This window comes from Rhizobiaceae bacterium, assembly GCA_023953845.1.
Lineage (GTDB): Bacteria > Pseudomonadota > Alphaproteobacteria > Rhizobiales > Rhizobiaceae > Arvimicrobium.
This window is the reverse complement of the sequence record JAMLJC010000001.1, coordinates 2614793-2641371: the sequence shown is the minus strand read 5'-3', so window position 1 is coordinate 2641371 and position 26579 is coordinate 2614793. Positions and strand designations below refer to the sequence as shown.

Genomic DNA, 26579 nt, shown 5'->3' with positions numbered 1-26579 from the left:
GAGCCTTTCATGGTTGGCCGGAAACGGTTCTAACCGGAAACGTTCCAGACTCCGCAACGTCGCCCCGCCTGCGACGCAGCCGCGCGATGCGTTTTCCGAGCCGGTCCATCAGCAAGTAGATCGCGGGCGTCGAATAGAGCGTCAGCAACTGCGAAAGGATGAGCCCGCCGACCACGCTCGCGCCCAGCGGCTGGCGGACGGCCGCGCTCGCGCCCGAGGCGAAAAGCAACGGCAAGGCGCTGAAGATCGCGATGGCGTTCGTCATGAGGATCGGGCGCAGGCGCAGTTCGCAAGCGTGAATGACGGCCTCGAACGGGTCCACGTGATCGGTGCGGCTGGTTTTCAGCGCCACGTCCACCACGAGGATGGCGTTTTTCTTGACGATGCCGATGAGCAGGATGATGCCGATGAAGCCGAAGAGCGAGAGGTCGAGGCCGCCGATCCAGAGCGCAATCAAGGCTCCCAATCCCGCCGACGGCAGCGTGGACAGGATCGTGAACGGATGCAGATAGCTTTCGTAGAGCACGCCGAGCACGATGTAGATGGCGACGAGCGCGCCGACCAGAAGGATGCCTTCAAGGCCGGAGAACTGCTGGAATTCACCGGCCTTGCCGGCGAAGCTGCCGCGAACGCCTTCCGGCAGGCCGGCGCGGCTGACCAGCGTGTTGATGGCGCCGACGGCGGTGCCGAGCGAGGAGTCGGGCGCAAGGTTGAAGGCGAAGGTGACGGACGGGAACTCGCCATGATGCGGAATGGTGATCGCCGCCGGCCCCTGCGTCTCCGCCGCGATGGCGCGCAGCGGTATCTGCGAGCCGTCCAGCGCCTTGACGTAGATGCGGTCCAGGCTGTCGAGCTCGGCGCGGCCGAACGTCTCGATGCCGAGTATGACCTGCCGCTGCTCGGTTTCGTCATAGATGATGCCGATCTGACCTTGACCGAACGCCGCGTAAAGCGCCTGATCGACCGCAGCCGGAGACACGCCGAGCTTTGCCGCCTTGTCGCGGTCGATGTCGAGCTGTACGCGCAGGCCGCGCGCGTCGTGGTCGGAGCTGACGTCGCGCAATTCCGGCAGCGTGCGCAGCCTGGCGAGCAGATCGGCGGCGGCTTTTTCCAGAATGGGCCAGTTGTCGCCGAGAAGCGTGTACTGGTACTCGCCCTTGCCTTCGCGGGCTCCGACATTCACGTCCTCGATCGGCACCATGTAGACGCTGGTTCCCGGCAGGCTCGCCACGGAATCCCGCAGCCGCGCGATGACCTGCGCGACATTGTCGCGCGTGCCGACCGGCAGAAGCGTGGCGAAGAAATGTCCGGTTCTGACGCCGTTCGGACCGCTCCCCCCGATCAGCGTGCTGACCGTGTTGACGGCGGGATCGGCCCGGAGCCGTTCCGCGACTGCCCGCATCTGGCCGCTCATCGTCTCGAAGGAGACGTCGGGCGCGCCTTCGACGCGGCCGATGATGGTGCCGGAATCCTGGGGCGGCAGAAAACCCTTGGGCACCACGCCGAACATCCAGAAGGTGGCGACGGTCAGCGCGAAAGTGAACGCCAGCATCGATTTCTGGTAGCGGAGGATGCTCCGCAGGCTGCGGATATAGAGCCGCTGCATGCCGGCAAAGCCACGCTCGGCAAGTATCGCCAGCCTTGACGGGGACGACTCCCGCGCATCGCTGAGGAACCGGGCCGCGAGCGCCGGCGTGAGCGTCAGCGAGATCACCGCCGACACCGCGATGGCCGTGCAGATGGTGACGGCGAATTCCCTCAGCAGCGCGCCGATGACGCCCGGGAAGAAGAAGAACGGCGCGAAGGCGGCGATCAGCGACAGCGTGATGGAAATCACGGTGAAGCTGAGCTGCTTCGCGCCTTCCCGCGCCACCTCCTCGCCGCTGTGGCCTTCCTCGCGCAGCCGCACGATGTTTTCGAGAATGACGATGGCGTCGTCCACGACGAAGCCGATGGCGAGCATCAGCGCCACCAGCGAAATGAGGTCGAGGCTGTAGCCGCAAAGCTGCATGACGATGAACGTGCCGGCCAGCGAAAGCGGGATCGATATGCCGGCAATGATCGTGGCGCGCGGATCGCGCAGGAAGATCAGGACGAGGATGACCACCAGCACGCAGGTGAGGATGAACAGCTCCTTGACCTCGTTCAGCGTGTCCTGGATCTCGTCGGCGCGGTCAATGACCATGGTGAGGTCGACCGTGGACGGCAGCCAGCGCTCGATGCCCGGCAACTTCTCCTTCACCGCCTCGACGGTCTCGACGATGTTGGCGCCGGCCTTGCGCTGGACGAAGACGAACAGCGCCTGCCGCCCGTTGAAACGGCCGTCGATGCGGTCGTTGGAGATATCCTCCTCGACGGTGGCGAAGTCCCGCAGGCGGACCGGCACGCCGTCCGCCACGCGCACGATGAGGGATCGGTAATCCTCCGCCGTGCTCAACTGGTCGTCGATGGCGAGGCTCGACCACTGGCGCGGGCCGCTGAGATTGCCGACCGGCCGCAACTGGCTGTTCGCAGCGACGGCGGACTGGACGTCGGCGATGCCCAGCCCCATCGCCGCCATTGCCTCGGAGTTGACGTCGATGCGGATGGCCGGCTTCGACGCGCCCTGGATGGAGACGGAGGCGACGCCGTCCACTTCGGAAAGGCGCTGCCGGATCACCGTGTCGGCATAGGTGTAGAGGGTCGACAGCGGCAGCGTGTCGGAGGTGACGGCGATCAGCACGATCGGCGCCACGACCGGGTTGAACTTGCGGTAGATCGGCGCCGACGGCATTTCCTTCGGCAGTTCGCTGGAGGCGGCGCTGATGGCGGACTGCACGTCCACCGCCGCGCCGTCCATGTCCCGGCTGAGATTGAACTGGACGTTGATCTGGGTGAGGCCGGAACCGTTGATCGAGGATATCTCGGTCACGCCCGCCAGCCTGCCGAGCCGCCTTTCGAGCGGCGTCGCGACTGTGGAGGCCATCGTCTCCGGATCGGCGCCCGGCAGGGCGGCGGTGATGACGATGGTGGGAAGGTCGATGGCCGGGAACGAGGCGACGACCATGCGCGAATAGGCGACGCAGCCGAGCAGGAAGATGCCCGCCGCCACCAGCGTGCAGGCGACGACGCGGCGGACGGTGAAGTCGATGACGCTCATGCCGGCGGCAGGCCGGGCTTTGGCACGCCCGCGACCTGCCGCGCGGGGCGGCGGTCCCACCGCCGCAGGCGGCTCAGCAGGATATAGACGACCGGGGTGCTGTAGAGCGTCAGGAACTGCGACAGGACGAGGCCGCCGACAATGGCGACGCCCATCGGATTGCGCAACTCGGAACCCGAGCCGCCGCCGAGCGCCAGCGGCAGCGCGCCGAAGATGGCGGCCATCGTCGTCATCATGATCGGGCGGAAGCGCAGCAGGCAGGCCTGATGGATCGACCGCTCGACGGTCATGCCCTCGTTGCGCTCCGCGTCGAGGGCGAAGTTGATCATCATGATCGCGTTCTTCTTGACGATGCCGATGAGCAGGATGAGGCCGATAATCGACAGGATGTTCAACTCATAGCCCAACCAGTAGAGCGCCAGCAGCGCGCCGACGCCGGCCGAAGGCAGCGTCGACAGGATGGTGATCGGGTGGATGTAGCTCTCGTAGAGCACGCCGAGCACGATATACATCACCACGATCGCCGCGATGATGAGGACAGGCAGGTCCTGCAGCGACGACTGGAACTCGGCGGCGGTGCCGGCGAAGCTGGTGGCGATCGCCGGCGGCAGGCCGATGTCCCGCTCCGCGTCCGCAATGGCGTCGACCGCCTGCCCGAGCGAGACATCGGGCGCCAGGTTGAAGGAGATCGTCACCACCGGGAAGCGCCCGAGCCGGTTGATCGACAGCGGCGCGGTGTCGTTGCGGATGTCGACCAGCGCGCTGAGCGGCACGAGACGACCGGCGGAACTCTTGACGAAGAGCGCGTCCAGCGCCGACTGGTCGGTCTGGTAGCGCGGATCGACCTCGAGGATGACGCGGTACTGGTCGAGCTGCGTGAAGATCGTGGAGATCTGCCGCTGGCCGAAGGCATTGTAGAGCAGGTCGTCGATCGCCTCGACCGAGACGCCGAGGATCGCCGCCTTGTCGCGGTTGATGGTCAGGCTCGTCTGCAAACCGCCCGACTGGAGGTCGGAGGCGACGTCGCGCAGTTCGTGCCGCTTGCTCAGCGCGGCGACAAGCTGCGGCACCCAGACCGTCAGCTCCTCGAAATCCGTGTCCTGCAGCACGTATTGATACTGCGTGCGGCTGACATGCGGATCGAGCTGGATGTCCTGCACGGTCTGGGCGAACAGCGTGACGTCCGGCAGCGACCGGGTCGCCTCGCGCAGGCGGCGTATCACCTCGTCGGCGCTGGCGGAACGCTCGTCGCGCGGCTTCAGCGTGATCGAGAGCTGACCGCTGTTGGGGGTGGAGTTGACGGTGCCCGCGCCGACGAAGCTGGCGACGCTAGCGATGTCCGGATCGCGGCCGACGATGTCGACGATCCTGCGCTGCCGGTCCACCATACCCTGGAAGGACATGTCGGCGGAGGCGTCGGTAACACCGATGATGATGCCGGTGTCCTGCTGCGGCAGAAAACCCTTCGGCATCACGACGTAGAGGTAGACGGTCGTCGCAAGGGCGGCGAGCGTCAGCATCAGCATCATCGCCGGGTGGCGGAGCGTGACCGCGAGCGTGCGTTCGTAGAAGCGGTACTGGACGTCGAAGAAGCTGTCCAGCCACGGCATCAGCTGCGTGCCGCGGCGCTTGCCGTCGGTCATGAGCTGGGCGCACATCATCGGCGTCAGCGTGAGCGAGATGATCGCCGAGATGATGACCGCGACGCTGAGCGTCACGGCGAATTCGCGGAACAGGCGGCCGACGACGCCGCCCATCAGGAGCAGCGGCAGGAACACTGCGACCAGCGAGACCGTCAGGGAGACAACGGTGAAGCCGATCTCGCTGGCGCCCTTGAGCGCCGCCTGGACAGGCGGCAGGCCGCGCTCCCGGTGTCGCGCGATGTTCTCGATCATGATGATGGCGTCGTCGACGACGAAGCCGGCCGCGATCGTCAGCGCCATCAGCGAGAGATTGTTCAGGCTGTAGCCGCAAAGATACATGACGCCGAAGGTCGTCACCAGCGACAGCGGCAGGACGACGCTCGGGATGACGGTCGCGAGCACGTCGCGGATGTAGACGAAGATCACCGCCACGACGAGCGCGATGGTCAGGACAAAGGTGAACTGCACCTCGTGCACCGAGGCGCGGATCGTCTCGGTGCGGTCGCTCAGCATGTCGAGCCGGATCGCCGGCGGAAGGGCCGACCGCAGCGAAGGCAGAATGTCGTTCACGCGATCGACCGTCTCGATGATGTTGGAGCCCGGCTGGCGGCGTATCTCGACGAGGATGGCCGGCTTGTCGCCGTACCAGCCGGCAAGGCGGGCGTCCTCGACCCCGTCCACGGCGGTGCCGATGTCGCGCAGGCGGATCGGCGCGCCGTCGCGATAGGTGAGGATCGCGTCGGCGTACAATTCCGCCGAGAGAAGCTGGTCGTTGGCGGCGATCGAATAGGACTGGCGCTTGCCGTCGATGTTGCCCTTCGGCGCGTTGACGTTGATCGCCTGGATCGCCGCGCGCACGTCCTCCAGGCCGATGCCGAGGGCCGCCAGCGCGCCGGGCAGGATCTGGATGCGCACCGCGCGCTTCTGGCCGCCTTCGATGGAGGCGAGGCCGACGCCGTCGAGCTGCGACAGCTTCGGCACCAGCACGGTCGAGGCGAAGTCATGCACCTTGTAGAGCGGCAGCGCTTCCGACGTCAGGGCAAGCACGGCGATCGGCGCGTCGGCGGGGTTGATCTTGCTGTAGGTGGGAGGACTGGGCAGATCCTTCGGAAGCAGGCCAGTGGCTGCGCTGATCGCCGACTGCACGTCCTGCGCGGCAGAATCGATGTTGCGGTTGAGCGAGAAGCGCAGTGTGATCGTGCTGCGGCCGAAGGAACTCACCGAACTCATCGTCAGCAGGCCGGGAATCTGCCCGACCTCGCTTTCCAGAGGCGCGGTGACCGAGGAGGCAACCACTTCCGGGCTGGCGCCGGGGAGCGTCGTGATGACCTCGATGGTGGGAAAATCGACGGCCGGCAGGGCCGCGACCGGCAGCAACCGATAGCCGAGCACGCCGAGCAGGAGAATGCCGAAGGTCAGCAGTGACGTCGCGATCGGCCGGCTGATGAAGGGCGCGGACATGTTCAACGGCGTCAGCCCGGCGGCAATGCGGCCGCGTCTTCCGACGCGGTGGCGGCAGGCGGGGGCGAGATGGCGATGCGGCTTCCCGGCTCCAGCTTGAACTGGCCGTCCACCACAACCTGCTCGCCGTCCCGGAGACCCGCCTTGATGATCGCCAGCCCGTCCTGGATCAGCCCGACCTCGATCTCCCGCATCTCCGCCGTGTGTTCGGCGGATACGACATAGACGTAAGCACCCTTCTGGCTGCGTTGAACCGCCTGGGCGGGGACGACGAGCGCATCGTCCTGACGCTCGACCATCAGCCTGACGGTGACGAACTCGCCCGGCCACAGCGTCTTCTGCTCGTTCTCGAAGCGGGCCTTCAGCTTGAAGGTGCCGGTGGCGGCATCGACCTGATTGTCGATGGTGGACAGGGTGCCGCTGCCGAGATCGAGCCGGCCGTCGCGCGCCAGCGCCGTCACGGTCAGCGCCTTGCCGTCGGCCAGCTGGGCTCCGACGGCGAGCAGATCCTCCTGCGGCAGCGTGAAAACGACGTTGATCGGCTCGACCTGCGTGACGATGGCGATGGCGGTGCGCTCGATCGAGCGGATCATGTTGCCGACATCGATCTGCCTGAAGCCCACGCGGCCGTCGATCGGCGAACGGATGGTGGCGTACTCCACCTGAAGCTTCGCATTTTCGAGATCGGCGGCGGCGGCGTCCTTCTGGGCCTCGTTCTGCTCCACCAGCGCAAGCTGCGCTTCGTAAGCCTGTCGTGACCCTACATCCTTGTTGAGAAGCGTCGCCATGCGTTCCAGATCGGTTCTGGAACTGTTCACCAGCGCGGTGGCGGCGCGCAGCTGAGCCTCCTTCTGCCGCACGACCGCCTGATAGAGTCGGTCGTCGATCTTCGCCAGAATGTCGCCCGTCCTGACCTCCTGCCCCTCCTCGAATGCGATGGACTCCAGCTGCCCGTCGACCCGCGAGGTCACGGCGACGGTGTTGAAAGCCTGAACCGAACCGAGACCGGTGCGATAGATTGCCACATCCTGCCGGCTAACCTGCGCCACCGTCACGGGAATGCCCTGATCCGCCGCAGGCGGCATCGCGGCCGGCGCGTTTTCGGACGGAGCCGTCTCGACCTTGCCGGTCGCGCTGGCGACGCGATCGCCGCGCCCGTCCACCTTCGCGCCCGGATCGGGCACGGTCGCGCTGAACAGCAGCGCGGCGACACAGAAGGCGAGCAGATAGACCAGCCGCCGCCTGCGGCGGACGTCCGAAACACCTCCTCCGGCGGGCGGCTGAGGCACGTCCGGCTCAAGCCGGCGCGTCGCGCCGTCCTCGAGCGGCAGGAGCCGTTCTGTTCGGTTTGGTTCAATATCCACTGGCGCGTTCAACTGATCGTCAAGAGTAATTGGCCGCGAGAGCATCATTTTGCCTTGCTCGCCGCACACCGGGAGCCTATACGCGGTTGACGTACAGGTTCCACCACAGACAAATCTCCTAGTGTCAAACTCGCGTTACCGATGCGCGAGAAGATTGTCCATATGTGGGCCTCGGATCGACCATCGGTGGCAGTGTAAAGTAAAACACAAACCATTCGATTCGACACGTCGAAAACTCGGCTATGCGGGGCTAGAGGGCAGGTATGGGAATACAGCATTTCGGGACCGGTGTCCCGGCTGAAGGCGAATGCGGCGGGTGCGGGTGCGGTGCGCTGGCGGTGAGTTGCCATCGCATCGAGCGCACGACCTAGACCGGGGGCGCTGAGATGCACGATACGACCTATCTCGACTGGTTCGATCTCACCACCCGCCAGCGCTCGATCTGGCTCGACCTTCAGACGAGCGGCAGCGTCACCAATTTCCAGGCCGGGGTCTATGCCGAGGTCAGGCAGGCGATCGATATCGAGCGGCTGCGCGCCGCGGTGCGCGACGTCACGGAGCGTCACGACGGCCTGAGGCTGCGCATCGACGCCCGGCATCCGCGCCAGCGCATCGAGCCGGCGATACAAGCGCCGGTGGAGGCGGTCGATCTGTCGAGGGAGAAAAACCCGGACAAGGCCGCCCTCGCCTTCATCCGGAACCTCTTCACGCAGCCGTTCTCGCTGGATCGCAGCCCGCTGTTCCAGATCCTGATCCTCAGAACCGGCGCGCAGCGTTCCTACTTCGTCGTCCGGATGCACCATATCATCCTCGACGCGATCGGGCTGTCGCACCTGCTCAAGGACATCGCCGAAACCTACGACACGCTGGAAACGGCGAGCGGCCTGGCGCGGCCAGCGAGTTCGTACCTTCCGTTCCGCGCGGAAGACGCCGCCTATTGCGATTCGCCGCGCTTCCGGCGCGACATCGACTACTGGAAGCAGCGTCTGGCCGATCTGCCGGAGGCGCTGTTCGCGCCGCGTACGGACTCCTTCTCCGCGGACGGGCGTCCCGGCGTCGTGACGCTGGAGGCGGATGCGGGCGACTACAAGCGCCTGCTTCAGCATTGCGCCGAAACGAAGCTGCGGGTTGGCAACACGCTTTCGGCGCTTGTCGCGATGCTTCTCGCTTCCGTCAGCGGGCGCAGGGACATCGTGCTTGGCGTCGCGGTGCCGGGGCGCGGGAAAGACGCGCGCTCGACGATCGGCCTGTTCAGCAGCGTGCTGCCGCTCCGTTTGGATATGGAGCCGACGCAGTCCGTGCCCGCGCTGGTGTCGGCGATCACGGAATCGCTGGGACGCGACTATCTGCATTACCGCGCACCGATAGACGACGTCTGCCGCGCGGTGGGTCTGGTGCAGAAGCGGCGTCAGAACGTGTTCGACGTGATGATCTCCTACATGCCGCTGGAAGTCGTGGACTTCCACGTGGAGATCGGTTCCGAGGCGCTGCGCTTCATCCCGATCCGCGGCCCGGACGCCAATCCGCTGGCGATCTACATTTCCGAGATCAACGAAGGCAGGCCGTTCACGCTCGAGTTCGCCTTCAATCACAATTATTTGACGCAGGAGCAGGCTGAAGGGATGGCGGCGGAGTTCGGCCGCATCCTGCGGGCCTTCGTCGACGATCCGTCCGCTTCGCTGGCAGCCATCGTGCCGGCGCTCGGCGCTCGCGACACGATCGCCGCCGTCCCGGCGAACGCGCCCGACCGCTCCACTGAGAAGGCGCATATCCGGCTTCTCACCGGCTTTACCGCCGATCCGATCGTTGCGCCGCTGAAATTCTGGCTCGGAAAGCTCGGCCTGGATGCGAAGGTCTCCCTCGCCGACTACAACCAGATCTTTCAGGAGCTGATGGACCCGACGAGCCCCACGCGTCGCAACCGGCAGGGCGCGAACGTCGTCCTCGTGCGCATCGAGGACTGGCTGCGCGAGCGCCCGGTGAAGATCGGCCATGAGACCGACGAGGCGGAGGACCGCCGCTTTCTGATGCAGATCGCGTCCGAACTCGCCGCCGCGCTGTCGAAGGCCATTGCCGCCTCGCCCGTGCCGCACCTCGTCGTGATCTGTCCGCCTTCGCCGGAATGGGATGCCGGCGGCGAGCGGGCGGCGGCGCAGCAGGAGGCGCTCGCCCATCTCCGCGACAGGCTCGTGTCCGTCGGCGGCGTCGATCTGGTCACCTATGCGGAATGGCGCGATCTCTATCCGGTCGAAACCGAGTATGACGCGGCCGGCGACAAGCTCGGCCACCTGCCCTACACCACAGCCGCTTTCGCCGCGCAGGCGACAATGGCCGCGCGCCGTCTACACCTTCTCCTGCGCGCGCCGATCAAGGTCATCGCCGCCGACTGCGACAACACCTTGTGGGACGGCGTGGTCGGCGAGGACGGCGTCGAGGGCATCCGCCTCGGCGAAGAGCATCTGGCGCTCCAGCGCCGGCTGGTGGAAGCCGCGAAGAGCGGCGTGCTGATCTGTCTGGTGAGCAAGAATATCGAGGCGGACGTGCTCGCGGTCTTCGAGCGGCGGCCAGACATGGTGCTGAAGGCGGAGCACATCGTCGCGCATCGCATCAACTGGAAGCCGAAGTCGGACAATCTGCGCAGCCTTGCGGCAGAGCTCAACCTCGGCCTCGACAGTTTCGTGATGCTCGACGACAATCCCATCGAGATCGGCGAAATCGAGGCCAATTGCCCGCAAGCGCTGGCGATCCCCTGCCCGCCCGGCACCGTGCGGTTCGACCATCTGTGGCCGCTCGACGTCCGCGCCTCGACCAGAGAGGACCAGAAGCGCGTCGAGAGCTACAGGCAGAATGCCCAGCGCAGCAAGGCGCGCGAGGCCGCCGCTGACTTCAAGGGCTTCATCGAAGGCCTTGGACTGAAGATCGCGATCGAGAAGCCTTCGGACGCCGAACTGGCGCGTCTGGCGCAGCTCACCGAACGCACCAACCAGTTCAACATCAACGGCAGCAAACTGACGATCGCCGACCTCAACGCCCGGCGGCGGACATCCGGCAATGCCGTCTTTTCCGTATCCGTGCAGGACAAGTTCGGCGACTACGGCATCGTCGGCCTCATCGCCGCGCACAAGGACGGATTGCGTCTCGAGGTCGATACGCTGCTGATGAGCTGTCGGGTGTTGGGGCGCGGCGTCGAACACGGGATGATCGCGGCGCTGGGCCGAGCCGCAGGCGAACTCGGCGCCGCGACCGTGGATATCCCGGTTCGGGTGACGCAGCGCAACCTGCCGGTGCGGCAGTTCCTCGCGACGCTCGGCGGACTGCGCGAGGCAGACGACCAGGCGGAACTCCATGTCCTGACGCAGGAAGCGGCAGCAGCCTGCGCCTTCAATCCGGAGACGGCCGATCTTCCGGACGTGCCGGAGGACGGGGCAGCGCCGGGCATCCTGCCGGAACGGTATGTGAACGGCGATGGCTGGGTGGAGATCGCAGGTTCCCTGGCCGGCGTCGATGCGGTGATGGAAGCCGCGCGCGATACAGGCGCGGCGGAACGGCTTGCCGCGCCGAAAGCCTATCGCGAGCCGGAAACGGCGACGGAAAAGGCCCTGGCGGAACTGCTCTGCGAATCGATGGCGCTCGACCGCATCGGCGCGGATGACGATTTCTTCGAGCTGGGACTGCATTCGCTGCTCGCGGTTCAGCTCGTGTCGCGCTTGCGCGAACGGCTGGGCATCCAGATCCCGGTCCGTTCGCTGTTCGAGTCCTCGACGGTGGCGAAGCTCGCAGCCGAGATCGACAGCGATACACGCGGTTCGGGATACCAGCCGCTGGTGCCGCTGCAGGTCGGCAACGGTCTGAACCCGCTCTTCTGCTGCCATCCCGGCAATGGCGACGCCGTCGGCTACATGCGGCTTGCCAACGCCATGGGGCCGGAGCAGACGGTGTACGGTTTCGAGGCTTCCGGGCTGGCGCCGGGCGAACCGCTCGCCACGTCCGTCGAGGAAATGGCGCGTGTCTATGTGAAGGCCATGATCACGGCCTATCCTTCCGGGCCATACAACCTGATCGGCTGGTCCTTCGGCGGCGGCCTCGCCTTCGAGATGGCGCGGCAGATCGAGGAAGCGGGGCAGGAAGTCGGCGTGCTGGCTTTCATGGACAGCGTCGCGCCAGATCTCAGCGGTCAGCATGCCGAAGATTTCGAGATGACGGACGACCTTCTGCTTGACGGTCTCACCGCACAGATCCGCGTGCTGGGCGGCCATTTCGGAGTCGAGACGACGGGGTCGCAGGTCGAGCAGCTCACCTGGAGCGACGTGATGGAGAATTTCCAGCGCTTCGGCGTCGTGCCGAAGGGCTATACGCCCGAGGACATGCAGCGAAAGATGGCGGTGTTCTCGAACTGCGTTGTCATCTTCAGCCGCTACAGAGCGGGCGTCATCAAGGCGCCGATCCTGCATTTCCGCGCGCTCGAGAAACTGGGGAACTGGGATTACAACTGGGGTCCCTATACCACGGCCGGCATCTACAACATCCGGATCAAGTGCAATCACTTCCTGATGGGCTTCGAGCCGCACGTGAACAAGGTGGCGAGGCATCTGGCCAAGGCTCTCAACGGCGAAGCGCCGCGCACGAGCTGGTATGTGCGCGGAACCGGCGGGCTGAACGGAGAGGCGTCCGCGGAGTCGCGTCTCGACGGCGCGGCCTGACGCTTCGGGAGCGATGGGCCGGGAGCGATGGAACCTCGGTCCAATGCTGACAGCGTCTCCGTCTGGATCGTTCGCCATCCATCGGGGTTGCCGGACGATGAGGATGGGCTGTCGGCAGACGAGGCGGCGCGGGCGCGCCGGTTTGCACTGCCGGGCCGGCGCGATGCTTTCATCGCGACACGGCGCGCGCTGAGGCGCATCCTTGCGGCACGCACGGGCGGCAAGGCCAAAGAACTGGAGTTCGTGTATTCAGCCGAAGGCAAGCCGTCGCAGAGAGGCCGTCCGGCAACGGCCTTCAGCATCTCGCACGCCATCGATCTGTCGCTGGTCGCGGTTGGTCGCGATCTCGAAATCGGGATCGATGTCGAGGTCGCCCATCAGAAGGTGGATTTCCTCGACCTTGCGGTGCGCTTCTTTCCCGCCGCCGAGGCGGCGGCGATCGCGGCGGCACCGCATGACGATGGACTGGCCGCATTCCTCACGGCATGGACGCGGAAGGAAGCGATAGCGAAAGCCGCCGGCGACGGCATCGCGGAGGCGCTGGGGACGCCGGTGCCGATGTCATGCCCGGAAAGCGTGCCGATTCCGCATCGAAGCCACGACGGCATTACCCGCGACTGGTTTCTCCGCACCGTCGATATCGGCAAAGATCATATAACGGCCCTGGCGCTGTCGCGCCCGGTCGAACGGGTCGAAGTGCTCGAATTCATCCCCTGAGATGCGGACCGCGCCATCCGTGAAGGCGCGGCCAGCCCCGGGTAACGCCCGTCAGGCGATTGCGAAGAGATCCTCGCCCAGAAGCGTCGACTGACCGTCGGGCCGCACGTCGAAAACGAGATCCGCGACCGCCTCGGCATAGACGCCGGTTCCACCCTTCAGCGCCTCGTTGAGGATCGAGCCGATGGCCACGATCTTTGTCGCCTCGGCGAGATCGACGCCGGGACGGACGACGCGCTGTTCCGCCACCGCCTCGTAGAAGCCCTCGGCATTGAGGAAGAAGTTAAGCGCGCCGCCGGTGAGCGCCTTGCCCATGATTTCGAGATAGGCCGCCTTGACCGTGGCCTCGAAATCCAGCGCGCCGAACTTCGCGTCGAATGCCGCAGCGCCCTCGCCTTCCGTGCCGAGATTGCTGGCGAAGTTGATGTAGCGGTTCTCTCGGTTGAACTGCTCGTAATAGGGATCGTTGAGATCGTTCGGATTCTGGGCGGAATCGATCAGATACCCGAAGCCGCCCGCGGTCGGAACGCGGTCGGTGAAGAACTGGTAGGTCGAGGCGACCAGTTCCACGTCCGCGACATGCTTCTGCCAGCCTTCGGCGGCGAGCGCCGCCAGATCGTATTCGGAGGCGTCGCCGAACCGGACGACCTCGACATTGGTGAGCAGCTTCTTGCCCTCGGACGGATCGACGGTGTTGACGATCTCGATGCCGCCGGTGGCCAGCAGGGTGATGTCGTAATCGAGCAGGGAGCCCGTCAACACCACCGTATCGGTGCCGCCACCGCCATCGAAGGTGTCGTCGCCCTTGCCGGGACGGAAAAGATCATCGCCGCCGAAGGACGCCAGGATGTCGTCCTCGTTGGAACCGAAAACCTCGTCGGCGCCACCGAACATCGCGGCGAGCAAGCCCTCGCCGTTTCCGGCCATGAGAAAGGCGGCCGCATCCTTGAGCGGTACGCTCAGTCCGGTAACGTCAAGGATCGGCGTACCGCTGCTGGCGATGCTCAACCCCTTCACCGTACCGCCGGTGACGCCGGAAGCGCTAAATGCGAAGCCAGTTCCCGTTATCCTGATGACGGACGTTCCATCGCTCACCGCAAGCTCAGTCGTCGTCGCGGACTGTATGCTGACATTGGAACCCAACTGGATGCCACCCAGGAAATCCAGCCCGACATGGGCGCGTACTATCGCCATGATTCAATTCTCCTCGTGTGCGGCGACCATTGCAGCACTGACCGCGCGCCATCAAGTACAATTGACACTCAAATTCACTTTACGGTGCGTCGAACCGGCGGATGGTATCCTTCCTGCAACGCGCCGTGCGCGTTCAACCGGTGGTAGCCGGCGCGTAGCGGCTGCCGAGCGAATAGCGGCTGCCGGCGTAGATGAGGCGGTTCACGGTCGCCACCGCGCTGCCGGTCCAGGTGCGGCGATAGAGATGGAGGCAGGGCTCGCCGGGATCGAGATGCAGCAGGCCTGCCGTCTGCGGGTCCACGGCGACGGCCGAGATGACATGCTCGATCTCGGTCAACGGCGTGCTCTTCTGCAGATAGTCATAGGTGGTGACCGCCTCGAAGTCCTGCTTGTCGTAGTCGGGGACCAGCGTGGAATTGACGAAACGTTCCTCCAGCTGCACCGGCACGTCGTTCTCGTGATGCACGATGATCGAATGGCCGACCGGCTGGATGCCGGCGAACTCGAAGGCGGCGACGAGCTCGGCGGACGGCGTGATCGTTTCCAGCACGATGACGCGGGCGGCATAGCGCGAGCCGCGCCCCCTGATCTCGGTCGCGATGTTGTTGATCTCGATCAGCGTCGATTGCGGGCGCGGCGGGGCGACGAAGGTGCCGACGCCCTGGATTCGCAACAGGTGCCCCTCCGACGTCAGTTCCCGCAAGGCGCGGTTCACGGTCATGCGGGACACACCGAGGGAGGCGACGAGTTCGTTCTCCGAGGGAAGCTTGCGCTCACGGTCCCATTTGCCGCTGCTGATATTGTCGAGGACGTAATCCTTGACCTTCTCGTAGAGCGGCCCGGCCGAGCTGGGCAGCGGAGCGGGCCGGCCGTTCTGGCGGTCCGCGCCGCTCATGAAGCCGGCCTCGGGACGCGTATGATGGTCTTGAGACCCTCCGCCTTTCCGTCGAGAAGGCGGGCATAGGCGGCGGGTATGTCGTCGATGGCGATTTCGGCTTCGATCAGCCTTTGCAGTTGCGGCGCGAGGCCGGGCAGCATGGCGACCGCTTCCGGCAGCTCATCGATGAAGGCGTGGCAGCCGACGAGCGAAATCTCGCGCTCGACAAGGATGTTGAGATCGAGATCGAGCGGGGCATGGCTGATGCCGACCAACGCCAGCAAGCTGCCGCCGGCCATCAGGCCGAGAGCGGCCTTGACCACGGCTCCCGCGCCGGTCGCATCGAGGGCGTAGCGCAGCGGCCTGCCGCCGAGCACAGCCGCGACGCAATCCGGGCCGAGATCGACGCTCGATGCACCCGAAACGTCCGCGACAAGAGACGCGCGGGCGGCGTTGCGGTCCGCCACCAAAAGCGGGCCGTCATGCCGGTGCGACAGAAGCAGCGCCGCCAGGCCGCCGATCGGCCCGCATCCGACGACGAGGATCGGCTCGCCGGCCGGTGCTGCGAGCTTGCGGACAGCGTGGAGCGCGACCGCCAGAGGTTCTGCCATCGCGGCGATGGCGGGATCGAGCGACGGCTCGTGCCTGACGAGCAGCCGCGCCGGCAGCACGGTGCGCTCGGCAAAGCCGCCGTCGCAGACCTCGCCGACGAAGCCGAGCTTTTCGCAGATGTTCGGCCGGTCCGCACGGCAATTGGCGCATTCGCCGCACCAGAAGCGCGAATCCGCCACCACCGCGTCGCCGACGGCGAAGCCTTCCACGCCGTCGCCGATCTCCGTGACGATACCCGCGAATTCATGCCCGGCGACGGAGGGCGAACGGCTGATCCACTGGCCGGTGCGGAAATTGTGCAGGTCGGAACCGCAGATGCCAGCGGCGGTGACGCTGAGGCCGACCCAGCCGGGCACGGGCGGGCCGGGCGGATCGATGTCCTCGACCCTGAGATCACCCACCGCGTAGAGCCTCGCCGCCTTCATCGCGCCGGCTCAGAGCCAGGCCTTGCGCACGTCGGATACGGCATGTTCGTGCGAGGAAAAGCCCTCGTAGCGCGCCAGCGTCCAGGCATGCTTCGCGAATTCCGGATAGGCCGATTGCGTCACGTAGCCGATGGAGGCGCGCTTGACGAAATCCGTTACCGAAAGCGGCCCCCAGGTGCGCGCCCAGCGGCTGGTCGGCAGGACGGCGTTCGGACCAAGGCCGAAATTGGCGATCGACACCGGCGTGTGCGGCCCGAGCAGGATCTCGGCCGCCTCGGTGATGCGACCGAGATGCGCGAACGGATCGGTGGAGAGGATTTCCAGATGCTCCGGCGCGTAATCGTTGACGAAGGCATAGCTCTCTTCAACCGAACCCGTCAGCACGATGCCGCCATAGCTGCCGGTCAGCACGGCGCGCGAGAAGGCGACGCGCTGCTCGGTCATGCGCGACCAGTGCTCCGGCAGGGCGGCCAGCGCCTCCCCGGCGACGCGGCGGCTGTGGGTGACGAGATAGGCGGAGGAATCCGGCCCATGCTCGGCCTCGATCAGGAGATCGAGCGCGGCCAGCCCGCCCTTCACCGTGTCGTCGGCGAAGATGACGGCCTCCGACGGGCCGGCGGGCAGGCCGGGATCGATGACGCCGGCAAGCAGCCGCTTGGCCGCGACGACCCACGGGCTGCCGGGGCCGACGATCTTCAGCGCCTTCTTCACCGTTTCCGTGCCGTAGGCGGCAGCCGCGACGGCCTGCGCGCCACCGACCTTGTAGACCGTCTCGACACCGGCGATGCGGGCCGCCACCAGCGTCGCCGCATCGACCGAGCCGTCCGGCGCCGGCGGGGTCAGGATGGCAAGGTCCGGCACGCCCGCGACGACGGCCGGCACGGCGGTCATCATGGTCACGGACGGAAACGCGCCCTTGCCGCGCGGGATGTACAGCGCCACCGATTTTATCGGCGTGAAGCGGTCGCCGGCGAAGGCGCCGGGGCGCATCTCCTTCAGCCACATGGCTTCCGGCTTCTGCTCCTCGTGGAAATGGCGGATGTTCTCGATGCCGAAGCGGATCGCCTCCACTACCTCCCTGTCGACCAGATCGAAGGCGCGGTCGAACTCTGCTTCGGTCGCCTTCAGGCTGCCTTCCTTCAGGTCGGCCCTGTCGAGATCGCGGCCGAAACGCAGCAGCGCGGCATCACCCTCGTTGCGCACCGCCTCGACGATCGGAACAACCTTTTCCGTGAAGGACGACAGATCCGTCTCGGAACGGCGCAGGAGCGCCGCGCGGGCCGCATCATCGAGTTTCGCGAGTTCGTGGAAGGAGACTTCAGACATCGGGATCACTTCGACTTGAGAAAAATTTCGAGGCCGACCAGCCGGTCGAGCAGCAGCACGGCGATGGCCGCGCTTGCGATGAAGACCACCGAGATGGCCGCGAGGTCGGGCGTGATGATGGAGCGGATCGAATTGTAGATCTGGACCGGCAGGGTGACGATGCGCGCATCGACCAGCAACAGGCTGACCAGGAACTCGTTCAGCGCGAGGATGAACATCAAAAGCGCGCCGCTGATGACGCCGGGCACCACCGCCGGCAGCGTCACATGCAGGAAGGTCGAGAGCGGCGGCGCGCCGCAATTGGCGGCGGCGAGTTCGAGATCGGAATCAAGGCCGGACGCGCTCGCCATGACAGCCCAGATCATGAAAGGCAGGTTGATGACGCAGCAGGCGACGCCGACCGGCCAGAGCTGGCCGAGAAGCCGCGCCTCGCCGAAGATCAGCATCAGGCCGATACCCGAGCCGATCAGCGGAATGGTGAAGGGCAGAAGCAGGTAGATCTGGATCGTCTTCTCGAAGCGCACCGCATATTTCGCCAGCGCGATGCCGGCGAGCGTGCCGACCGGGACGGCGATGATCGTGCAGACCGTGGCGACATAGAGCGAGCGCAGAAAGGCGCTCCAGAGGTCGCGCGCGCCGGCGATCTTGGAATACCATTGCAGGGAAAGCCCTTCCGGCGGGAAGGCGATGATGTTGCCGGCGGTGAAGGAGGCGCCGAGCACGACGACGGTCGGCGCGGACAGGATGACCAGCACGCAGACGACGACCGTCCAGAGGAAAATGGTCTTGGAGAGCGGCGCGGTCATCGGCGCGCCCTCCCCATCGCCAGCGTGCCGGCGCCGAACAGCGTGAAGACGATGCCGACGAGCAGCGAGCCGACAGCGACGAGCAGCAAAGCGAGCGTCGAGCCGAGGCCCTGATCCGAGGTTCGGAAGAACTGGTCGTATATGGCGTTGGCGATGAAATCCTGCGAGCCGCCGCCGAGGATGGCCGGCATCGCGAAATCGGTGAGCGACAGCGTCAGCACCACCAGCCCCGCGCCGACGAGGCCCGGACGGGCCAGCGGCAGCACGACATGGCGGAAGGTGCGGATCCAGTTCGCGCCGAGCGATTGCGCGGCCGATTCCAGCTCTTCGGGAATGGCGGTCATGGCCGGCGCCAGCATCAGCACGGCGAAGGGCAGCATGTATTGCACGAGGCCGAACAGCACAGCCGAGTAGTTGTAGAGAAGCCGCATGGGCGGCACGCCGACGAGGCCGAGCGCCTCGTTCACCATGCCCTGATTGCCGAGGATGATGAGCCAGCCATAGGCGCGCACCACCTGGCCAATGAAGAAGGGCAGGAACAGCGCGATGAGCAGCACCTTGCGCAGCACGGCGGACGGCGTGCGGACCATCAGATAGGCATAAGGGAAGGCCAGCATCAGCGTCACGGCCGTCACGATCAGCGCTCCGATCAGGCTGCGCGTTGCGACGGTGCGGAAGAGCGATTCCGTCAGCGCCTTCCGGTAGTTGGCGAGCGTCCAGTAATCCGACTGCAGGAAGGTGGAGGTATCCAGCGTCCGCAGGCTCGAATCGCCGATCTGGACCAGCCCCAGCACGAGCAGGCCGACGAGCAGGATGGCCGGCGCAAGCAGCAGATACGGAATGGCCGGCCCGAACCGCGCCGGCCACAGCGCGGCCGCGACCGCTTCGGCCGCATCCATGACGCGCCAGCTCAGTGGATAGGCGGTTCGGGATGTGCGCATCAATCTGCAGGTCCGACCATTCCAACAACCGGTGCTCAGCGCTTGCGACGGCTCACTTCGCTGTTACGGCAAAGTGAGCCGACCGCCCTGCCCTTCGCTATCGCTCCGGGCGTTCGTCGCTTCGATCGACAAATCGTTGTCGATCGATCGGCCTCCGGCCGACCGCTCCTCACCCCTGCATGATCGACTTGAACTTCGAGAACCACTCGCTCTCGTTCTCCACCTGCACCTTCGAGGAGATGCGGATCAGGTGCTTGAAGTCCTCTTCCTTGGTCGGATAGGAGGGATCGCCGACGAGATCGGCCGGCGGGTTGACGCCCGGCACGACGCCCGGAAGGCCAAGACCGTCGAGCCAGACCTGCTGGGCCTCCCTGGTCAGGGCGTGATTGATGTATTCCTTGGCCCAGTAGAGCTCGTTTTCCGGCAAACCCTTCGGAATCCAGAGGCCGTCCGTGTCGAACTTGCAGCCCTCTTCCGGCACCACCCACTTGATGTCGATGCCGTTCTTCTTGGCTTCGCGGGCGTTGGTCGAAATGGTGCAGGCGGCGTCGATCTCGCCCTTCTGGAACCAGGTGGTGAAATCCGGGTCCTCGCCGAGCAGCGGCTGCTGCTCCTTCATCTTGGCGATGAAATCCCAGGCCGGCTGCATGTTGCCCGGAATGTCCTCAAGCTTGCCGCCGCCGGCCACCTGCGCCGGGAAGTGGAAGCCGATGCCGTCATTGTAGAAGGCGAGCCGCCCCTTGTATTTCGGATCGAGCAGATCCTTCCACGATGTCGGCGCACCGTTCGGGAACGCCTCCGGGCGATAGGCCAACACGTAGACGTAACCGTAGGTGTTGACGATCGGATAGCCGTCGAGCCCGACCGGCTTGGCGAGATCGGTGGTGTCCTTGAGGTTCGACAGGTCCGACAGGTCCTCGGTGACGCCGCGCAGCGCCGACTTGGTGGCGTTGGTCGTGGTGTCCCAGTTGATGTGGATCGGCGGCACGCGGCCCTGCGCCACGGCGGCCCACACCTTGGGCTGGATCTCGTTGTCCTCGGTCAGGTCGTGACGCACCGCGATGCCGGTCTTGGCAGTGAACGTATCCGACACACCGGCCTTCAGGCTGTCCACCCAGCTGCCGCCCCAGGCGCGCACGATGATCTCGGCGGGTTTGGCAGGCTCCTGCGCGAAGGCGCGGGACATGCCGAGCGTCGACAGGCCGGCTGCGCCGCCAATGGCGGCCGCGCCCTGCAGGAAGCTGCGACGGCGCATGATGATCGATGGAAACTTCGCCTCACTCATTGTCATTCTCCTCTGGTTGCCCGGATCCTGATGCCGTCCGGTATGGCACTGAACACAAGAACATCGCTTTCATTCCAGCCGAGCTGCACGCTGCTGCCCGGCTCGAACTGATTGTGGCCGGCAGGATCGTGATCGAAAACGCGCAGCATCGTTTCGCCGGCGGCCGGCGCGGCAATCTCGTAGACGACGCGGTCGCCTTCGAAAATGACGTCGGCGACGGCGCCATCGACAATGGTGTCGAGGCCTGCAAGCGGCGCGCCGGCGGCGGCGATCCTGACCTGCTCGGCGCGGATCGCGCCATAGGCCGTGCCGCCTACGGAAAGGTCGCCGACCTGCGCGGCACAGCCCCGGATTTCACGGCCATCCCGCTCCAGGACCACGCGCTGTCCATCGGCCGAGCGAACCTTGCCGGCGATGAAGTTGGTGACGCCGATGAAGTTCGCGACGAAGGCGGTCGCCGGGCTGCGATAGGTGTCGACGGGCGAGGCGTTCTGGCGGATCTCGCCGCCATCCATGACGATCACCTCGTCCGAGACGACGAGCGCTTCGCGCTGATCGTGCGTGACGTTGATGGTGGTCACGCCCAGTTCGCGCTGGATACGGCGGAATTCGAGCTGCATCTCCTCGCGCAGCTTGCGGTCGAGCGCGGCCAGCGGCTCGTCGAGAAGCAGGAGGTCGGGCTCGAACACCAGCGCGCGTGCGATCGCCACGCGCTGCTGCTGGCCGCCGGACAGTTCGTGCGGACGACGGCCGCCAAGACCGCCTAGCTTCACGAGGTCCAGATAATGCGCGACCCGATCCGGTATGGTGCGGGCATCGGCGCGGCGCATCTTCAGCGGAAAGGCGACATTCTCCGCCGCCGTCATATGCGGGAACAGCGCAAGACGCTGGAACACCATGCCGATCGAGCGCCTGTGCGCCGGCACCGCGCTCACCGCCTCGCCGCCGATGAAGATCTCTCCGCGCGTCGGCCGCAGGAAGCCGGCGATCAGGCGCAGGAGAGTGGTCTTGCCGGAGCCGGACGGCCCGAGGATGGTGAGGAAGCGGCCCCTGGGCAGATCGAAAGAGGCGTCGCGGACGGCATGAAAGCCGTCATACACCATGCTGACATCGCGCACCGAGACGGCCGGCGTGCCTTCCGGTCCCTCTTGTCGGTCAGACGATGATGCTCTGGCGGTGGCGGGCATGAACACAGATCGCTAAACTCGTATATACAAGCATGTACAAGTTGAGGTGACAACCCGGCTGCGGTATTCAAATCGATGCGAGGATGCCGCCATCGACCGGAATGCAATGGCCTGTAACATACGCCGAAGCGTCGCTGGCGAGAAACAGCACCGGCCCTGCCAGATCGTCCATCCTGCCGAAGCGCTTTTGCGGGATCTTGCCGAGCATCGCCTGCTCCCAGCCGGCGTCGGCATAGAAGCCCTCGGTCATGGCGGTGCGGAAGTAGCCGGGCGCAATGGCGTTGACGCGGATGCCGAGCGGCGCCCATTCGGCGGCGAGCGCGCGGGTCATGCCGAGCAGGCCGGTCTTGGACGAGCCGTATGGAACGGCGGTCGGGATGCCGACATAGGAGGTCAGCGAGCAGAGATTGACGATGGAGCCCCGGCCCCCTTTCGCCATCACGCGGGCGGCGGCCTGCGCGCAGAAGAAAGCGCCCTTCAGATTGGTGTCGACGATGCGCTCCCAGAGCGCCTCGTCCACCTCCAGCGACGGGCGGACCTCCTCGTAGCCGGCATTGTTGACGAGGATGTCGAGGCCGCCCATTTCCGCCGCCGCCGCCTCGATCGTCTTGCCGCAGGCCGTGCTGTCGCGAACGTCGAGCGCATGGGCGAACGCCTTGCCGCCAGACGCTTCGATGCGGGACACCGTTTCTTCGAGGGATGCGACATCACGCGCCGTCAGCGCCACCTCCGCGCCGGCGGAAGCAAGCGCCTCGGCGAGCGCCTGCCCGATGCCACGGCTGGCGCCGGTGACGAGCGCCTTGCGGCCGGTCAGATCAAAGATGCCACCGGGTTGCTGAACCATCTTTCCCTCCATACTGCCGCTTTCCCAGAGCGGCTCCGGTTTTTACGGAATCGGCGGAACCGCTCTATCTCTTTGTTTTAACCGCATTTCCGGACACAAAACCGTTTCACACTTTTGCTGGAAATGCTCCAGGGGCAGCGGAACGAAGGGGCAACAGCCTCAGAGCGCGTCGACCATCACCTTGAAGGCGACCATGCCGGGATCGTCCATGCCGACGGTCCGCTCGGCGAAGATGCGGGCACGGCCGATCCTGTTCGGCTTGTCGCGGAACTCGACCATCGCGGCATCGACACCGGCTTTCGCCGCGGCGAGCAGTTCGGCGGGATCGTCCCCGCCGGCCGCGGATTTCGAGGCAGCGATGACAGCATCCATCACCGTCTTGTCGCCGAGGTTGGCCTTGCCGCGCAGCATCATGGCGTTCACGGATTTCTCGAGAAAGTCCGGCACATCCGACCAGGGAGCAGACGTATGTCCCTTGGTCTGCTTCGCCACCGTCATGAGGCAGGTGGCCAGCAGCGTGCCGAAGCTCGAACTCGACACACGCGATACCGCTCCGGCGCATTGCATCAACGCCGCGCCGATGTCCTCGGGCAGCGTATCCTTGATGCGGTCCAGCTCGCGGAACGCCTTCAACAGCGTGATGCCAAGGTCGCCATCGCCGATCTGGCCGTCGAGGCTGGTCAGATGCTCGGCTTCCGTTTCCAGTGCCGCCAGATTGCGCCCGATGGCATGGCGCAGCGACGCCGTCGTCATCGCCATTGTCAGACCTTCCAGAAGGCGCAGGCCGCCGGCGCGGTCAGGTATTTTTCCAGCTCGCCGTCGAGCGGCAGCAGCGTGAGCGAGGCGCCCGCCATCTCCATCGACGTGGCATAGCGGCCGACCAGCGGATGGGCGATGGAGATGCCAGCATCCTCCAGCCGGTCCGCGACGCGGTTGAAGAGAATGAAGAGTTCCTCGACCGGCGTCGCGCCGAGGCTGTTCACCAGCACCGTGACGCGCTCGCCGCGCGGCAGGGACAGGTCGGCCAGGATGGGATCGAGCAGCGCATCGGCGATCTCGTTGGCGGGACGCAGCTTGCCACGCTTCACGCCCGGCTCGCCATGGATGCCCATGCCGATCTCCATTTCGTCGTCGCCGATGCTGAAGGTCGGCTTGCCCGCCTGCGGCACGGTGCAGGACGAAAGCGCGACGCCCATTGTGCGGCAGCCGTCGGCGGCCTTCTGCGCGACCGACGTGACGCCTGAAAGGTCGAGCCCGGCATCGGCGGCCGCGCCGGCGATCTTGAAGGTGAGCACCATGCCGGCAACCCCGCGACGCTTCTCACGCTCGGCGAGCGAAGCGCTGGCGACATCGTCCGCAAGCAGCACGGTGGTGGCCTCGATGCCGTCCATCTCGACGAAATCGCCGGCCATGTCGAAATTCATGATGTCGCCGCCATAATTGCCGTAGAGACGCAGCACGCCTGCGCCTCCATTGGCTGAGCGCATGGCCGTCGCCATCTCGTCGGCGGAGGGCGAAGCGAAGACGTCACCGCAGGCGACCGCGTCGAGGAAGCCCGGCCCGACATAGCCGGTGAAGATGGGCAAATGTCCCGAGCCGCCGCCGGAAACAATGCCCACCTTGCCCTGGACCGGGCCGTCGGGGCGCGTGATGACGCGCGTCGTGTCCGGCGCCAGCCGGTAATATTGCGGATAGGCGCGGCAGAGCCCTTGCAACGTCTCCTCGGCATAGGCGTAGGGGTCGTTAAGTATCTTTTTCACATGGTCCTCCAGAAGCTCCGGCGCCAAAACTCCCGCCGCACCGTTCCAAGGGGTCGCAGCCTATAGCGACGACAGCGATTTGTGGATAGCGTCTCGGCAGAGACGGATGTCTCCCAAGCGCGGGCTAACAATTCTTCGCGGCTTCGCCGGCAATGCCCCTCGCGACGCCGAGAACGGTCCCGTGCGGGTCAGGCCTGCTTCACCACCCTCAGCAGCACCAGCAGGATCACCGCGCCGATGGTCGAGTGGATGATGGCTGCGACGATTCCCGAGCCAAGCTGAATGCCGATCACCGGGAACAGCCAGCCAGCGATGAAGGCGCCCACGATACCGACGACGATGTTGCCGATCAGTCCGAAGCCGTAGCCCTTGACCAGCAGGCCCGCGAGCCAGCCCGCCACAGCGCCGACGATAAGAAATATGATGAGACTTTCGATACCCATGAGCGCGTTCCCTCCTCAATTCTAACGGAGACGGGGAGGCTGGCACAACCACGTCGTGGAGTCCATGGGCCGGCCCGGCCGACGCCAGAGCGGTCCCGATTTCCACCGAATCGACCGAACTGCTCCTACTGTTTGCTTATGTCGAATCTCGGGCTCTACGCGGCGCGTTTGCGGGCAAGCCTCGCGCGGATCGATTCCACATCGGCGCGGGGGGTGGCGGCGAAGAGGGTCTTCGTATAGCTGTGCTGCGGGTCGGAAAATACCGCGTCGCGCGAGCCGTATTCCACCGCCTCGCCGAAATACATCACCATCACCTCGTCGGCGATGTAGCGCACCACCGAAAGGTCGTGGCTGATGAAGACGTAGGTAAGCTGGAACTCGTCCTGCAGATCGGCGAGCAGGTTCAGCACCTGCGCCTGCACGGAGAGGTCGAGCGCCGAGACCGGCTCGTCCAGCACCAGCAGGCTCGGATTGAGCATCAGGGCGCGGGCGATCGCGATGCGCTGGCGCTGGCCGCCGGAGAACATGTGCGGATAGCGGTTGAAGTGAACCTCCTGGAGGCCGACCTTCTTCAGCATGGCCATGGCGCGGTCCCGCCGCTCGTCGGCGGGGGTGTCGGTGTTGATGATGAGCGGCTCGGCCAGAACGTCGCCGATCTTCTGGCGCGGGTTGAGCGAGCCGTAGGGGTTCTGGAAGACGATCTGCACCTTGCGACGCATTTCGGGCGTCATCGGGTCCCTGGCGATGTCGACCTTCCTGCCGTCGATGAACAGGTCGCCGGAGGTCGCCGGGTCGATCAACGTGATGATGCGGGCGAGCGTGGATTTGCCGCAGCCGCTTTCTCCGACGATGGCCAGCGTCCTGCCCTTCTCCACCGAGAAGCTGACGCCCTTGACTGCGTGGATCGTTTTGGCCGGCCGGAAGAGGCCGCCCGGGACGTGGTAGTCGCGGACGAGATTCTTCCCTTCGAGGACTGTCGTGCTCATAGCGGCGGCTCCATGGCAGGCGTGACGACGGCAGCGGCGTCGGCTTCGAGCAGGAAGGAATCGATGGTCGGCAGGCGGTCGCCGACCGCATTGTCGGGAAGCGCCGAGAGCAGCGCGCGAGTGTAGTTGCTCTTCGGGTTCTCGAACAGGGAAAGCACGTCCGCCTCCTCCATCTTGCGCCCCTTGTACTGCACGATGACGCGATCGGCAGTCTCGGCCACCACGCCCATATTGTGGGTGATCATGATGAGCCCCATGCCGTGCTCGGTCTGCAATTTCATCAAGAGGTCGAGGATCTGCTTCTGGATGGTTACGTCGAGCGCGGTCGTCGGCTCGTCGGCTATCAGCAGCTTCGGATTGCAGGCAATCGCGATGGCGATCATGACGCGCTGGCACTGGCCGCCGGACATCTGGTGCGGAAAGGACGACAGGCGCTCGGCCGGGTTCGGAATGCCGACGGCGGTGAACAGCTCGATGGCGCGGGCGCGACGCCGGGCGCGGTCCATGCCCATATGCACGCGCAGCACCTCCTCAATCTGGAAGCCGACGGTGAAACACGGATTGAGGCTGGCGACAGGCTCCTGGAAGATCATGGCGATATCCTTGCCGATGATCCTGCGCCGGTCCGCCGGCGGCATCTTCAGGAGGTCGCGGCCGTTGAAGCTCATCCTGTCGGCGGTCACCTTCGCCGTCCAGGGCAGAAGGCCCATCACCGCCAGCATCGACACCGACTTGCCCGAGCCGGATTCGCCGACGATGGCGAGCACCTCCCGCTCGTGCACCTTGAGCGAGACGCCGTCGACCGCGCGGAAGGGGCCGGTCGCGGTCTGGAACTCGACGACGAGATTTTCGATTTCCAGGAGAGCCAT

Annotated in this window: 19 protein-coding genes; 2 read left to right on the top strand and 17 right to left on the bottom strand. The window is 65.7% G+C overall.

Annotation, left to right across the window (positions count from 1 at the left end):
• Window positions 1-7: 7 nt before the first annotated feature.
• From M9955_12760 to M9955_12750, 3 genes are read right to left on the bottom strand one after another with little or no spacing between them, the layout of a single operon-like run.
• Window positions 8-3139 carry an efflux RND transporter permease subunit gene (locus tag M9955_12760; protein MCO5082512.1) on the bottom strand — a complete coding sequence of 1044 codons (3132 nt, stop codon included), beginning with the start codon at window positions 3137-3139 and terminating at the stop codon, window positions 8-10.
• Complete coding sequence (locus M9955_12755) at window positions 3136-6249, bottom strand: efflux RND transporter permease subunit (protein MCO5082511.1); 3114 nt, start codon at window positions 6247-6249, stop codon at window positions 3136-3138. The genes M9955_12760 and M9955_12755 overlap by 4 nt, the downstream gene beginning before the upstream one ends.
• A 5-nt stretch (window positions 6250-6254) precedes the next feature.
• On the bottom strand, window positions 6255-7607 hold the full coding sequence (locus tag M9955_12750; protein MCO5082510.1) for an efflux RND transporter periplasmic adaptor subunit: 1353 nt from the start codon (window positions 7605-7607) through the stop codon (window positions 6255-6257).
• A gap of 386 nt (window positions 7608-7993) precedes the next feature.
• Here M9955_12750 and M9955_12745 point away from each other — a divergent pair, with 386 nt between their 5' ends.
• Together M9955_12745 and M9955_12740 are read left to right on the top strand one after the other, a co-directional pair.
• Window positions 7994-12307 (top strand): HAD-IIIC family phosphatase, encoded by a 4314-nt coding sequence (locus tag M9955_12745; GenBank protein MCO5082509.1) that lies wholly within the window; start codon window positions 7994-7996, stop codon window positions 12305-12307.
• Between the two features lie 27 nt (window positions 12308-12334).
• The gene (locus tag M9955_12740) at window positions 12335-13024 is read left to right on the top strand and encodes a 4'-phosphopantetheinyl transferase superfamily protein (GenBank protein MCO5082508.1); all 690 of its coding nucleotides are present in this window, start codon (window positions 12335-12337) and stop codon (window positions 13022-13024) included.
• A 51-nt stretch (window positions 13025-13075) separates the two neighbouring features.
• Here the strand turns inward: M9955_12740 and M9955_12735 are convergent, their stop codons facing one another.
• From M9955_12735 to M9955_12670, 14 genes are all read right to left on the bottom strand, one after another.
• Entirely contained in the window at window positions 13076-14218 is a 1143-nt protein-coding gene (locus M9955_12735; GenBank protein ID MCO5082507.1) for a hypothetical protein, read from the bottom strand.
• A 133-nt stretch (window positions 14219-14351) separates the two neighbouring features.
• Complete coding sequence (gene hutC, locus M9955_12730; protein MCO5082506.1) at window positions 14352-15113, bottom strand: histidine utilization repressor; 762 nt, start codon at window positions 15111-15113, stop codon at window positions 14352-14354.
• A complete protein-coding gene (locus M9955_12725; protein MCO5082505.1) occupies window positions 15110-16132 on the bottom strand; it encodes an alcohol dehydrogenase catalytic domain-containing protein in 1023 nt (340 codons plus the stop codon). The genes hutC and M9955_12725 overlap by 4 nt, the downstream gene beginning before the upstream one ends.
• A gap of 9 nt (window positions 16133-16141) precedes the next feature.
• Window positions 16142-17458 (bottom strand): histidinol dehydrogenase, encoded by a 1317-nt coding sequence (hisD, locus tag M9955_12720; protein ID MCO5082504.1) that lies wholly within the window; start codon window positions 17456-17458, stop codon window positions 16142-16144.
• A gap of 5 nt (window positions 17459-17463) precedes the next feature.
• Window positions 17464-18264: an ABC transporter permease gene (locus tag M9955_12715; GenBank protein MCO5082503.1), complete on the bottom strand. Its 801-nt coding sequence runs from the start codon at window positions 18262-18264 to the stop codon at window positions 17464-17466.
• Complete coding sequence (locus tag M9955_12710) at window positions 18261-19205, bottom strand: ABC transporter permease (GenBank protein ID MCO5082502.1); 945 nt, start codon at window positions 19203-19205, stop codon at window positions 18261-18263. Before M9955_12710 ends, M9955_12715 begins: the two co-directional genes overlap by 4 nt.
• A gap of 169 nt (window positions 19206-19374) precedes the next feature.
• Window positions 19375-20490 (bottom strand): PotD/PotF family extracellular solute-binding protein, encoded by a 1116-nt coding sequence (locus tag M9955_12705; protein MCO5082501.1) that lies wholly within the window; start codon window positions 20488-20490, stop codon window positions 19375-19377.
• 2 nt (window positions 20491-20492) lie between these two features.
• The gene (locus M9955_12700) at window positions 20493-21677 is read right to left on the bottom strand and encodes an ABC transporter ATP-binding protein (GenBank protein ID MCO5082500.1); all 1185 of its coding nucleotides are present in this window, start codon (window positions 21675-21677) and stop codon (window positions 20493-20495) included.
• A 67-nt stretch (window positions 21678-21744) separates the two neighbouring features.
• On the bottom strand, window positions 21745-22521 hold the full coding sequence (locus tag M9955_12695) for a glucose 1-dehydrogenase (protein MCO5082499.1): 777 nt from the start codon (window positions 22519-22521) through the stop codon (window positions 21745-21747).
• A 159-nt stretch (window positions 22522-22680) separates the two neighbouring features.
• Window positions 22681-23280, bottom strand: coding sequence for a dihydroxyacetone kinase subunit L (locus M9955_12690; protein MCO5082498.1), 600 nt, complete (start codon window positions 23278-23280; stop codon window positions 22681-22683).
• A 2-nt stretch (window positions 23281-23282) separates the two neighbouring features.
• Window positions 23283-24281 (bottom strand): dihydroxyacetone kinase subunit DhaK, encoded by a 999-nt coding sequence (locus tag M9955_12685; protein ID MCO5082497.1) that lies wholly within the window; start codon window positions 24279-24281, stop codon window positions 23283-23285.
• 188 nt (window positions 24282-24469) lie between these two features.
• Window positions 24470-24724, bottom strand: a complete 255-nt coding sequence (locus M9955_12680) for a GlsB/YeaQ/YmgE family stress response membrane protein (protein MCO5082496.1) — start codon at window positions 24722-24724, stop codon at window positions 24470-24472.
• A gap of 155 nt (window positions 24725-24879) precedes the next feature.
• On the bottom strand, window positions 24880-25710 hold the full coding sequence (locus M9955_12675) for a dipeptide ABC transporter ATP-binding protein (protein ID MCO5082495.1): 831 nt from the start codon (window positions 25708-25710) through the stop codon (window positions 24880-24882).
• Window positions 25707-26579, bottom strand: a complete 873-nt coding sequence (locus M9955_12670; protein MCO5082494.1) for an ABC transporter ATP-binding protein — start codon at window positions 26577-26579, stop codon at window positions 25707-25709. Before M9955_12670 ends, M9955_12675 begins: the two co-directional genes overlap by 4 nt.